This window comes from Rahnella sp. EDr1-12 (genome assembly GCF_049206505.1).
Classification (GTDB): domain Bacteria; phylum Pseudomonadota; class Gammaproteobacteria; order Enterobacterales; family Enterobacteriaceae; genus Rahnella; species Rahnella rivi.
Genome location: NZ_JBLZNY010000001.1, coordinates 151,265 through 163,136, shown reverse-complemented (window position 1 = coordinate 163,136; position 11,872 = coordinate 151,265). Strand labels below are relative to the sequence as shown.

The following is an 11,872-nucleotide window of genomic DNA, read 5'->3' as shown; positions in this document are numbered from 1 at the left end:
CATTTTTAAAGTCGAAACGATGTGTTTGGTTTTGGCTTTGCTTTGCTTTTATCCTCACTCTGCGAAGGGGGATGAGAAAATAATCCTGTTTACATAGCCTCTGGCCGCGCTCAAAACGACGTCGAATGAACGGTGAGAAACCGCGAGGGTGTTTTTCCGAGCGGGTCCGAACCTGAAATGAGAGAACCGCGCAGCGGCGGCGTTTGCGGCAATAGCCGGAGCCGCTGGAATATAGCCCGCGAGCGGTAGCGCGCAGTGAAAGAGCCCGGGATTCTTAAGGGGGGCGGCGATAAGCCCCCTTAAGGCCGGTGTGGGTGGCAACCCACGGTGTTGAACTTGAAGTTGAAGTTGAACTTGACCTTAAATGGGTACCTGTTGCCCCTCAACAATATACGATATATCCTCTATGCTCACTTTCCACCCAGGAAACCCCGTTATGACCCCATCCACACCGCTTCTCGATATCCGCAGTCTTGCGATTCATACCGATTCAGGGATCCCGCTGGTAAATCCTGTCTCCTTTCAGGTGAACAGACGCGAAATAGTGGCGCTGGTGGGGGAATCAGGCTCGGGGAAAACCCTCAGTTCGCTGGCGCTGATGGGGTTGCTGCCGCCCGGCGTGTTGATGAGCGGGGGCGAAATCTGGCTGGAGGATAAACGTATTGCCAGCCCGGATGTGCCTTACGATGCGCCGGTGCGCGGCAAAGAACTGGCGATGATATTTCAGGAGCCGATGACCAGCATGAATCCGGTGCTGAAAGTCGGGGAGCAGATCGCGGAAGTGCTGGTTCGCCATCAGCAGATTGGCTGGAAACAGGCGCATCGCGACGCGGTCGCCTTGCTGGATCGCGTGGGCATCGTTAACCCTGAGCAGCGGGCGAAGCAGTATATTCATCAGCTTTCCGGCGGGATGCGCCAGCGGGTGATGATCGCCAGCGCCATCAGCTCTAAACCCCGTCTGCTGATTGCCGATGAGCCCACCACCGCGCTGGACGTCACCATTCAGGCGCAAATCCTCGCGTTGTTGCAGGAACTGCAACAGGAAATGGAAATGGGGATCCTGCTGATTACTCACGATTTAAGCATCGTTGCCCGCTACGCCGACCGCGCGTATGTCATGCATCAGGGAAACCTGGTCGAGCAGGGGCCGGTCGGGCAGTTGCTGACCGCGCCGCAGGAACCCTATACCCGCAAACTGATTGCCGCCTCACAACCGCAGGAGCGTCCGGCAGGCGCACAGATAAGCGACGAGGCACCGCTTATCCGGTTGCAGGCGCTGACCAAAAGTTATGCGCAAACCCGCTCTCTGCCTTTTGTTGCCGCTAAACGCCAGACGGTGCTGTTCCCCACCACGCTGGATATCCGCCGTGGCGAAATTCTCGGGCTTATCGGGGAATCCGGTTCCGGTAAAACGACGCTGGGGCGGGCGATTATGGGGCTGATTGACACCGACAGCGGCGATATCGAATTTGACGGGGTATCCCTGACCCTCGCCAGCCAGGCCATCCGGCAGAAAATGCGTCGCCGTGCGCAAATTATCTTTCAGGATCCCTATGCCAGCCTGAACCCGAAAATGACCATCGGTGAGCAAATCGCCGAGCCGCTGCGGGTCTATAAGTTACGTCCGGCGGGGCAGATTCAGGCAAGGGTGGAGGAGTTACTCAAACTGGTCGGGCTGGAAGCGCATCACGCCAGCCGCTTACCCGGTGCGTTTTCCGGCGGCCAGCGTCAGCGCGTGGCGATTGCCCGTGCGCTGGCGCTGGAACCGGAGTTACTGGTCGCGGATGAAGCCGTTTCGGCACTGGATTTATCGGTTCGCGGGCAAATACTGGCGCTGCTGGACAGACTGCGTGAACAACTGGGGCTGACCGTGTTGTTTATCAGTCATGATCTGGCTGCCGTGAAGCAGGTCTGCGATCGCGTGGTGGTGCTGTATCACGGAAAAGTGGTGGAAAGTGGCACCACAAGCGAGGTGCTTGTCGCGCCGCAACACCCGTATACCCGCCAGCTGCTGGCCGCGGCGCCGGATATTGTGCAGGCGCTGCAACTGCGTAAAGCCAGCTAGAAACCGGTCAGCATCGGCAATTCATCATGTTCAGCCCATTCATGCCAGGAGCCGACATAAATCGCCAGATGCTGATAACCCGCCAGCTGAAGCGCAACATACACCGTGGCTGCCCGTGCGCCACGGTGGCAATAAATAATGGCGCGACTGTCGGGTGAAATCCCGGCTTTTTCAGCACGCTGACGAAGCTCGCCGGCTGCCAGAAACTGACCGTCCTGTATCACATCCTCCCAAAACAGCAGTGTGGCGCCGGGAATACGCCCGGCGCGGTGACAGCATTCATGGGCAAACTCGCCGGAATACTCGCTTTGCCTGCGGGCATCGACAATCTGCGTGTGGTGTTGCGCTGCAGCCAGCACGTCAGCCCGCGTGGCGGTGAGGCGTTTGTGCATTACGGGAGCGGGTGAAAAGTCAGGGTTTTGTGCGCTGATTTCAGCCTGCAAACCCTGTCCGGGTAACAGCGCGCCACCGGCCTGCACCCAGGCATCCACACCGCCGTCGAGCAGTAACGCCCCCGAAATGCCGGCAAACTGCGTAAACCAGACGCCCCGTGGCGAGCGCATGCCCACCTGTTGCTCGAAAAAAACCGGAGTGACGTTGTCACCGATGAGCAGCGCCTGCCACGCGCGATAAAAGGCGTGAGCCATGCTGACGATCCCTTCGTCGCTGCTGTCAGGAATAAAATAGTCGTACACGTTGAGATGGCAGGCATCAGGCAGGGTGGCCTGCTGCCATTGCACCCGTTCACGGACGTCAATCAGCGCAAATAACTCACCCTGCGCCAGACGGGCGCGCAGTTCAGCCGCACCGATCAGCAGGGAATTATTCAGGGGCATGGGCGGACTCCGGGAAAAACGGTAACAGGGTGCCGGTATCGCGTTCAGCGGCCAGCCGCAGGACCCGCGAGGCCAGGGCGATATCGAACACGTTGAGGCCAAAAGAGGAAAAATAGACGCTGTCTGCGGCGGCAGGCCGCCAGCCGTCGAGCAGCAGGTTGCCTAAATCTGCATCTACCCGCTCCCTGCTGAATTCACCGGCGCGGTACATCTGGAACAGACTTTTGGCACTGGTTTCGCAGAAATCACCCCATAAATCCACCACCACGCGGCTGGCGCAGCGGATCGCGGCAAAACTGACTTCGTGATAGCCGACCTGGATCACCAGCCGTCCGGGGCGCATCGCCTCAGCTTCCAGCAGAGGTTCAGCGGCGCTGGTGCAGGTGATCACTGCGTCAATATCCCGGCTGAGCGCCTCCTGCAAATTTTCGACGTTAACCAGTGGCCACGGCAAAGACGCGCTATCAACCGGCAAACTGCGCTGGCGGCGATCCCACCAGCTGACTTCCAGCAAATTGCCGAACAACTCACGCAGCATATCCAGATGCGCCATCGCCTGAACGCCAGCCCCCAGCAGCAGCACGCGCTGCACGGTGCGCGGCGCGGCATGACGCAGGGCAAGTGCGCTCACGGCCGCCGTGCGGGTGGCGGTCAGCGCACCACTTTCCACCAGCCCGAGCGGCAGACCGTTATCCGCCCGGCTGACAAGCGTGAGCGCCATTGCCTGCGGCAGATGGTCCTGTGCGTCTGGCCGGTGGGCGGTCCATTTCACGCCTGCAGCATTAAAACGCCCGCCAACCCGCGCCGGTAATGCATAGGCTTTGCCACGCTGGCCGGTGAGGCTGACATGGGTTTCCGCAGGCATTTCGGCGTCGTGGTGGCGCATCAGCGTGACAACGTCACAGACATCATCCAGCGCCGCCTGCGCCAGCGTACCGCCGAGCGCGATGACATCCTGCCGGCTCAGATAGCGAAAACCCTCCGTCATCTCAGTGCTCCAGCAGCGTTTGGGCAAAGGGATAGAGCGCCGGTGAACCGCCGCAGTGGACGAAAATCACCGTGGCACCGGCTTTAATTTTGCCTTGTTCCACCAGACCGATCAGGCCGTGCATGGCCTTGCCGGTGTATACCGGATCCAGCAGCAGGCCTTCTTCCTGCGCGACACGGTAAATGGCGTCAATCCCCCCGGCAGACGGCACGCCGTAGGCTGTACCGACGTACTCATCCTCAATCCAGATATCGTCGGGAGTCCAGCGTTGCGGCCATTCGAGCAGATCGGCGCAATCCTGCGCCATGGCGGATATCCGTGTGCGGAACCATTCGGCCTTAGCACTGACGCTGATGCCGACGATGCGGGTGTCAGGCCAGTATTTACGGGCACCGACGTACAATCCGGCCAGAGTGCCGCCGGAGCCGGTGGGGGCGACGATCACCTGCGGCGGTGGCTGATTGCGCTCTTTGAGCTGAGCATCCATCTCTTCGACCGCGCGCACGTAGCCCAGTGCGCCGAGCGGCGTGGCACCGCCGAGCGGAATGATCAGGGCTTTCTCGCCACGGGCTTCTGCCGCCGCCGCGTGGGCGTTCATGGCGCCTTCAATCTGGGTGAAATAGCCCTCGGGGTCGAGGAACTCCAGCTCCGCGCCAAACAGCTTATCGAGCAACAGGTTGCCCTGATAACTCTGAGGCGCGTCGCCACGCAGCACCAGCACCGGTTTCATGCCGAACTTACGTGCCGCCGCTGCCACCATGCGGGCATGGTTGGACTGATGGCCGCCGGTGGTGATGACCACCTTGACCTGCTTGCGGCAGGCGTCAGCCATCAGATACTCCAGCTTACGGACTTTATTGCCACCGCCGCCAAAGCCGGTGTAATCATCACGTTTGATGTCGAGCGTGATGCCAAGCGAGGTACTGAGCGAGGCCAGACGCTCGAGAGGTGTGGGGAAAAACCCCAGTGGAACACGTTCAAAATCATCTGCTTGTTTCATCATATTTTCCTGCTGATTATTTTTTAAAACTTTCCCGGGAGTTGACGCAAAACAGCGGCGGAGATCACTCCGTCACCGTTGAAAAAGAGGTGTCGTTGCTGAAGAACTGTATCCAGTCGGTGACGGATTGCTGAAACCGTGCCAGCCCGCGCAGGGTGACGAATTCATTGACGCCGTGAGCGTTGCCACCGTGGCCGAGGCCGCCAATCAAAAAGGCTTCAGACACGTGCGCAAAGGTGTAGGCGGGCGCGCAGCCGGGCGCCCAGGGCCAGATTTGCGGCGTGGCACCTTGCGCCTGATAGCTGGCGAGCAGCGCGTCCACCCCGGCACTTTCGCGCGGGAAGCGGTGGCCGGGATAGCTGTCGTCCAGCGTCAGCGTCACGCCGCTGAATTCCGGGCGCGACAGGGTTTCCCTGATGCCGTTAAGCAGGCTTTCCCCGTCGATGCCGGGCGGCACCCGCAGCGCAAATTCGGCGCTGGCACGGTGGGGGATCACGCCGCGCGCATCGGACGGATCGCTGCGGATTTCGGAAATGTTCAGCACCGCGCCGTTAATCAGCTGTTGCAGGCAGGCAAGCGTATCGCCGTGTACGGACAGTTTTTCGCTGCGACGAAAGCGCAGTTCGTCTTCGATACTGAACCGGTCGGCGAGAGTGGTCAGCAGGCGGGTCGCCTGTTCGTCGGTCTGCCGTCGCGCCATCACGCCGTTGTCTTTGGCAGGCGCAATGGCATGCAGGGCGTTCACCAGGTGCCAGACGGGGTTGGCGATCCAGTTGGCATTGCTGGCATGGATTGCCGCATGAGGGCCGCCCCATTTGCCCGCGTTGACTTCAATTCTGCCGCCGCTCAGCCCGCTGAAACCGAGGTAAACCCGCGGTTCGCCGCCGCCGTATTCGCACAGCGAGGGGAAAAAGACCGCGTCAGCGGGTGCCACCGGGCAGGGTGTTTGTGCCAGATAGCGGCGTAAATGCCCGCTGCCCGTCTCTTCCTCACCTTCAAGGATGATCTCCAGATTGACCCGCAGGGCACCGCTATCGCGCAGGGATTTGATGGCCGTCAGCATCCCCGCCAGCGGGCCTTTGTTGTTTTCGGCTCCGCGCGCGACAAACACGGCGCCAATGCCCGGCCAGTCACTGAATCCGCCGCTGAACGGCGGGTGCTCCCAGCCTTCCGGTCCGGCGGGCATGACGTCATACATGTTGTAGAGCACCAGCGTTTTCGCGGCCTGCATGTCGATGCGCAGATGCACCAGCGGCGGCGCGTCGCCTGCAGATTGCTGGCTGACGGTGATAACCGGCGTGCCGCCCAGCTCGCGGATGATCCAGGCTTCCAGCCAGCGGGCGAGTTCGCGTTGCTCATCAATTCGCCCGGCTACGCTGGCAAACGGCGTAATGGCTGACAAAACGGCGAGGGTGGGTTGCAGTTCAGCAGGGATCTCTACGGTCACAGGCGAATCCTCGGATTAAGCACGACATAAAGCAGATCGATAATCAGATTGATGCCGACAAACACCAGCGCGGCCAGCAGCACGATGGCCTGCACCAGCGGGAAATCACGGTTCTGGATCGCCTGCACCGCCAGGCGGCCAATCCCCGGCCAGGCAAAAATGATTTCCGTGACCAGCGCGCCGCCGAGCAGTGAGGCAAAATACATGCCCTGAACGGTGATCACCGGGATCAGCGCATTGCGTAACCCGTGGCGCACCACAACGCGCCACTGACTCAGCCCTTTGGCGCGGGCTGTGCGGATATAATCCTGCTGTAAAACGTCTATCAGGCTGGCGCGGATCAGGCGGGCGATGGCGCTCATGTAATACGCGCCCAGGCTCAGTGCGGGCATCACCAGTTGGCTGGCGCTGCCGTAGCCGCCGGAGGGCAGCCAGCGTAAATTCAGGCTGAACACGATGATCAGCAACAAGCCGAGCCAGAACACCGGCACGGCCTGGCCGCTGAACGCCAGCAGGCGGGCGAACAGATCCCACAGCGTGTTTTGACGAAGCGCACTGAGGATCCCGAGCAGTAAACCGGCCAGCGTGCTCCAGGCCAGCGCGGTGACGGCGAGCAGTAATGTCGCCGGAACGCGCTGGGAAATCAGTTCGGTGACCGGCTGGCTGTAGCGCAGCGATTCACCCATATCGCCCTGCAGCACGCCGGTCAGGTAATGCCAGTATTGCCAGGTCAGTGACCGGTCAAAGCCCATGCTGTGACGAAAATTCTCCATCTCCTGCTGACTGGAGCCGGGTGGCATCATGACGGCGGCCGGATCGCCGGTCAGATGCAGGCTGTAAAAAATAAGCAGTGACACGCCGAACATCACCAGAACGGATTGGGCGAGGCGGTGCAGGATATAGCGCAACATATCAGTCGAGCCTCGTGTGGGTTTTGCGCAGCAGGCTGTCGCCGAGCAAATTGCAGCCGATCACCAGCGCGGCAATCACCAGGCCGGGATACAGCACCAGCCACTGCGCCAGCAGCATGTAAGAACGGCCTTCGCCGATCAGATTGCCAAGGGTCGGCGTCGGAGGCTGAATGCCCATGCCGAGAAAGCCAATTGACGCCTCCAGCACAATCAGCCGCGGAATATCCAGCGTCAGCAGCACGATAAGCGGCGTCATCAGATTGGGTAAGACGTGGCGCAGCAAAATGCGCGGCGTGGAGAAGCCCATCGCTTTCACGGATTCGATGTACTCCAGTTCGCGAATTTCCAGCGTTTTCGCCCGTGCCACGCGGGCGTAAATCGCCCAACTGGTGACGCCCATGATCACAATAATGTTGCTGAGCGTTGCGCCAAACAGCGCCATCACCAGCAGGATCAGCAGGATGAACGGCACGGCGAGCTGGATATCCATCAGGCGCATGATCACCGCGTCCAGCCAGCCCCCGACGTAACCGGCGATCATGCCGAGTGCGGAACCGATCAGCGCAGCGATCACCGCCGCCAGCATCACCACCATCAGCGAGAGGCGGGTGCCGGAGAGAATGCGGGAAAGAAGGTCGCGACCCAGCTGATCGGTGCCCAGCCAGTGCGCGCCCGCTGAGCCCGAACTGCCGGGAGGCGAGAACGCCGCCGCCAGATCGTTAATCAGCGGATCGGGCAGAGGAAGCCACGGCGCGAGCAGCGCCGGGACGATCACCAGCAGGAGCAATAGTCCGCCGAGGACGCCGTCACCGTAAAAACGGCGGCGGGGTTTTCTCAGCAAAGCCTGTCGCGGTGAAATCATTTGAGCCTCAGATCAAACAGCGGGATACGGGCATCGGCGCGGCCGCTGAAGGTGAGGTTGTCAGCACTCGCGTACAACGCATCTTCTTTGTACAGCGGGATCAGCGGTTGCTGCTGCGCCACCACGTCCTGAATCTGTTGCAGGATTTTCTCACGACGGGCCGGATCGACGGTCAGGCGGCTGCTGTTGAGTAAGGCATCCAGCTCCGGTGAACTGACGGTCGAATAGGGTTCGCCGGAATGCAAAATGGGGTAAAGCGCGGCGTCGGCATCAAGCGTTTGCGTTGAACCCCACGCCAGCATGTACATCGGTGCCTGTTTTTGTGCGGCAACCTGCTGGGTGTAAACCGACCACTCCGGCACTTCCAGCTCGGCTTTCACCCCGATGGCAGCCAGATCCTGCACGATGGCCTGTGCCACGTCGGCGCTGGCAATGTAACGGCGCGGTGCCTGGAAGCGCAGGGTGAACCCTTGCGGGTAACCGGCTTCGCTCAGCAAGGATTTCGCCTTCGCGATATCCTGCGCCGGGGCGGGTATCGCCTGATAACCAAAATCTTTCGGCCCGGCCATGGTGCCGGTCGGCGTGCCAAATCCGTGCAGCAGATCGCGGGTATACGCGGTGCGGTTCAGTGCCAGTGACAGCGCCTGACGCACGCGCACGTCGTTAAGCGGTTTCTGATCGTTCTTCAGCCCGAGATAGATAGTCAGGCCGCCGTTTTTAACCTGTTCGAGATGAACGCCCGGCTTGTTTTTCAGCGCTGGCACCAGATCAGCCGGTACGCCATCCACCAGCTGAACTTCACCGGTCAGCAGGGCGGTAATGCGCGCGGTGGCTTCCGGGATCGGACGCCAGGTGACGGTATCGATTGCGGGCTTGCCGCGCCAGTAATCCGCGTTGGCCTGCATCACGACTTTTTCATCCGGGACAAATTCTTTGAGAATATACGCGCCGGAACCCACGGGTTTGCGGGCAAATTCAGCCGCCCCTACTTTTGTGACGTAAGCTGGCGGTACAATGTAAGTCGGGTAGCGGCTCATGCGGGTTGGCAGCAGCGGATCCGGGCCGGTGGTATGAATTTTCACTTCAAGATCGCCGCTGACTTCAACGGATTTTATCGTGCGGATATACGAAATGGTCGGTGAGTGGTTGGCCGGATCGAGAATGCGGTCGATGGAGAATTTCACCGCCTGCGCATTGACCGGTTCGCCGTCAGAAAATTTTACACCGGGACGCAGGGTAAACGACCAGGTGGTGTCATCGAGGGCTTTCCATGCGGTGGCCAGACCCGGCTGCAACTGCATGTTGGCATCGCGCAGCACCAGCGTGTCAAACAGGTTGTCTACCAGCGTGGCAGGCTCTTTAAGGAAACCGGGATCCATCGCGGTTGCGGACGTTGTCTGGGCAATCACCAGTTCGGAAGCGAAGGCTACCGGCGTCATGAGGCTCATCAACACAGCCAGCGAAGCCAGCTTAAAGGCAGGTATTTTCATCTACGGTCATTCCCAAAGTGAAGCCGCCAGCAAAGTTGACGGAATTAACGTGACGTCCGGCGTCACAGAAAACGTACAAGCAATGTTCAACTCCTCAATACATGATATATCCTATATAATGTATTTTTGGCAAGCTACGGATTAAACCGCAAAAGAAAAGCCATATTTTTGCTAAAGGAAAATGTCACATGTTTGAGATGGAAAAAGCGCAGCGTGTCAGTTTAACCATGCAGGTCGAAGCCAAACTGAAAGGGGCGCTGATCGTCGGCATCCTCAAGCCCGGCGCGCGTCTGGTCACGAAAGAGATTGCGGCGCAACTGGGCACCAGCGTCACGCCGGTGCGCGAGGCACTGCTGCGGCTGGTGTCTGCGGGCGCGCTGGATGCCACGCCTGCGCAGGCATTTCTGGTGCCTAAAATCGCGCTGACGCGTTATCAGGAAATCACGCTGATCCGTAAAAATCTCGAAGGTCTGGCGGTGTCTCAGGCCTGTGAGCGGGCAACGCCAGCCTGCCTGACGCAGCTGAAAACGCTGAATGCCCAATTTATGGCGGCGAAAGTGGTGAATAACGTGGAAGAGGCGTTACAGGCTAACCGCGAGTTTCGTTTTGCGCTGTATGACATCGCCGGTATGCCGACGCTGACGGCGCTGATTGAACAACTTTGGGTGCAAATCGGTCCGTGTTTTAACTATCTCTATCCGCAATCGGCGCACATGGCACAGGGCCAGCATAATTACGATCAGCTGCTGCTGGCGTTAGAGGCGGGTGACAGCAAACGCTGCGTGAAGCTGATTCACAAATCCATTGATGACGGTTCTGCCATTCTGGAAAAGCACTATTTCTGAGAGGTTGGGCATAAACGGGTGGTGAGAATGAACAAAAGCCAGACAGGACGGTGACCACCTGTCTGGCTGCACCTTACGCGGTGGCAATTTCCTCTTGTGCGGCCTGCGCCGCAAACTGGTTTTCCGGCTCCGCTAACCCCAGATTTTCCCTCAGCGTCTTCCCTTCATACTCCGTGCGGTACACCCCGCGGGCCTGTAACAGCGGGATCACCTGGTCGGCAAAGACGTCAAATGCTGTCGGCGTGCCGCCGCGCACGATAAAGCCGTCAGTGGCGCCGGAGGTAAACCAGTGTTCCAGCCCGTCGGCGACATCCGCAGGCGTGCCAAGGAACGTCGGGCGTGGCGTCGCGGCTTCCAGCGCCGCCTGACGCAGCGTCAGCCCGCGGGCATGCGCATTGCGTTTGATTTCGTCGGTGGTGCTGCGAAAGCTGTTCTGGCCCAGATCGCCAATGTCCGGGAAGGGCGCGTCGGCGTCGTGCTGGCTGAAATCGTAGTGCTCAAAGTAACGCCCGAGGTAATCCAGCGCGCTTTCCAGCGTCACTAACTGCGCGGTTTCCTGATACTGACGCTCAGCCTCGCTGACCGTGTCCCCGATAATCACGCTGATGCCCTGGAACACGCGGATATCGTCGGCGTTGCGGCCATTTTCCACCAGCTGACGGCGGACATCCTCGCGGAATGCGCGGGCCAGCTCAGGCGTTTCCTGACGGGTATAAATCGCGTCAGCCGCTTCGGCGGCAAAGGCTTTGCCCTGTTCGGACGCGCCGGCCTGAAATACCACCGGACGGCCTTGCGGTGAGCGCCCGACGTTGAGCGGGCCCTGCACCGAGAAGTATTTTCCCTGATGATTCAGCGTGTGTAATTTTTCGGAAGCGAAGAATTCGCCGCTGGCTTTGTTGCGCACAAACGCATCCTTTTCCCACGAATCCCACAGCCCTTTCACCACGCTGACGTACTCACTGGCGATGCGGTAACGTTCGTCGTGCTCCGGGTGATTGTCACGGGAGAAGTTTTTGGCCGAGCCTTCCAGCGGGGAGGTGACGACATTCCAGCCCGCCCGGCCACCGCTCAGATGATCGAGGCTGGCAAACTGACGTGCGACGGTGAACGGCTCGCTGTAGGACGTTGAAAGCGTCGCCACCAGACCAATTTTATCGGTGACCAGCGACAGCGCCGAAAGCAGGGTAATCGGCTCAAAACGGTTAAGAAAATGCGGGATAGATTTCTCAGTAATAAAAAGCCCGTCGGCAACAAATAAGAAATCAAATTTAGCCTGTTCGGCTTTTTGCGCTAATTGCTGGCAGAACTGAATATTAATACTGGCGTCGGCGACGGCGTCAGGGTGTCGCCACGCCGACATATTTCCCGATGCGCCCTGAATAATGGCACCCAGACGAAGGTATTTAATGTGGCTCATTGTGAATTCCT

Annotated in this window: 10 protein-coding genes; 2 read left to right on the top strand and 8 right to left on the bottom strand. The window is 59.7% G+C overall.

Annotated elements, in window-relative coordinates:
• Positions 1-436 precede the first annotated feature (436 nt).
• The gene (locus ACO0U8_RS00695) at positions 437-2,065 is read left to right on the top strand and encodes a dipeptide ABC transporter ATP-binding protein (protein ID WP_421670073.1); all 1,629 of its coding nucleotides are present in this window, start codon (positions 437-439) and stop codon (positions 2,063-2,065) included.
• Here the strand turns inward: ACO0U8_RS00695 and ACO0U8_RS00690 are convergent.
• From ACO0U8_RS00690 to ACO0U8_RS00660, 7 genes are all read right to left on the bottom strand, one after another.
• Positions 2,062-2,901: a sulfurtransferase gene (locus ACO0U8_RS00690; protein ID WP_421670072.1), complete on the bottom strand. Its 840-nt coding sequence runs from the start codon at positions 2,899-2,901 to the stop codon at positions 2,062-2,064. The genes ACO0U8_RS00695 and ACO0U8_RS00690 overlap by 4 nt on opposite strands.
• Entirely contained in the window at positions 2,888-3,889 is a 1,002-nt protein-coding gene (locus tag ACO0U8_RS00685) for an ornithine cyclodeaminase (RefSeq protein ID WP_421670071.1), read from the bottom strand. The genes ACO0U8_RS00690 and ACO0U8_RS00685 overlap by 14 nt, the downstream gene beginning before the upstream one ends.
• 1 nt (position 3,890) lies before the next feature.
• A complete protein-coding gene (locus tag ACO0U8_RS00680) occupies positions 3,891-4,889 on the bottom strand; it encodes a 1-aminocyclopropane-1-carboxylate deaminase/D-cysteine desulfhydrase (protein ID WP_122095382.1) in 999 nt (332 codons plus the stop codon).
• Positions 4,890-4,953: 64 nt separating this feature from the next.
• Entirely contained in the window at positions 4,954-6,336 is a 1,383-nt protein-coding gene (locus ACO0U8_RS00675; RefSeq protein ID WP_421670070.1) for a M20/M25/M40 family metallo-hydrolase, read from the bottom strand.
• Positions 6,333-7,247 (bottom strand): ABC transporter permease, encoded by a 915-nt coding sequence (locus ACO0U8_RS00670; RefSeq protein WP_136375195.1) that lies wholly within the window; start codon positions 7,245-7,247, stop codon positions 6,333-6,335. Before ACO0U8_RS00670 ends, ACO0U8_RS00675 begins: the two co-directional genes overlap by 4 nt.
• Position 7,248: 1 nt before the next feature.
• On the bottom strand, positions 7,249-8,109 hold the full coding sequence (locus tag ACO0U8_RS00665; protein WP_056777336.1) for an ABC transporter permease: 861 nt from the start codon (positions 8,107-8,109) through the stop codon (positions 7,249-7,251).
• Entirely contained in the window at positions 8,106-9,599 is a 1,494-nt protein-coding gene (locus ACO0U8_RS00660) for an ABC transporter substrate-binding protein (RefSeq protein ID WP_183846948.1), read from the bottom strand. Before ACO0U8_RS00660 ends, ACO0U8_RS00665 begins: the two co-directional genes overlap by 4 nt.
• Before the next feature lie 188 nt (positions 9,600-9,787).
• Between ACO0U8_RS00660 and ACO0U8_RS00655 the strand changes: the two genes are divergently transcribed.
• Positions 9,788-10,444 (top strand): FCD domain-containing protein, encoded by a 657-nt coding sequence (locus tag ACO0U8_RS00655; protein ID WP_056777328.1) that lies wholly within the window; start codon positions 9,788-9,790, stop codon positions 10,442-10,444.
• A gap of 73 nt (positions 10,445-10,517) precedes the next feature.
• On the opposite strand, the gene ACO0U8_RS00650 is transcribed toward ACO0U8_RS00655, so the two are convergent.
• Positions 10,518-11,861 (bottom strand): LLM class flavin-dependent oxidoreductase, encoded by a 1,344-nt coding sequence (locus tag ACO0U8_RS00650; protein WP_421670069.1) that lies wholly within the window; start codon positions 11,859-11,861, stop codon positions 10,518-10,520.
• Positions 11,862-11,872 lie beyond the last annotated feature (11 nt).

Excerpts from the sequence above, each read along its gene's own strand:
- ACO0U8_RS00665 (WP_056777336.1), bottom strand. The coding sequence starts at position 8,109 with ATGATTTCACCGCGACAGGCTTTGCTGAGAAAACCCCGCCGCCGTTTT.
- ACO0U8_RS00680 (WP_122095382.1), bottom strand. The coding sequence starts at position 4,889 with ATGAAACAAGCAGATGATTTTGAACGTGTTCCACTGGGGTTTTTCCCC.
- ACO0U8_RS00650 (WP_421670069.1), bottom strand. The coding sequence starts at position 11,861 with ATGAGCCACATTAAATACCTTCGTCTGGGTGCCATTATTCAGGGCGCA.
- ACO0U8_RS00655 (WP_056777328.1), top strand. The coding sequence starts at position 9,788 with ATGTTTGAGATGGAAAAAGCGCAGCGTGTCAGTTTAACCATGCAGGTC.
- ACO0U8_RS00670 (WP_136375195.1), bottom strand. The coding sequence starts at position 7,247 with ATGTTGCGCTATATCCTGCACCGCCTCGCCCAATCCGTTCTGGTGATG.
- ACO0U8_RS00660 (WP_183846948.1), bottom strand. The coding sequence starts at position 9,599 with ATGAAAATACCTGCCTTTAAGCTGGCTTCGCTGGCTGTGTTGATGAGC.
- ACO0U8_RS00695 (WP_421670073.1), top strand. The coding sequence starts at position 437 with ATGACCCCATCCACACCGCTTCTCGATATCCGCAGTCTTGCGATTCAT.
- ACO0U8_RS00690 (WP_421670072.1), bottom strand. The coding sequence starts at position 2,901 with ATGCCCCTGAATAATTCCCTGCTGATCGGTGCGGCTGAACTGCGCGCC.
- ACO0U8_RS00685 (WP_421670071.1), bottom strand. The coding sequence starts at position 3,889 with ATGACGGAGGGTTTTCGCTATCTGAGCCGGCAGGATGTCATCGCGCTC.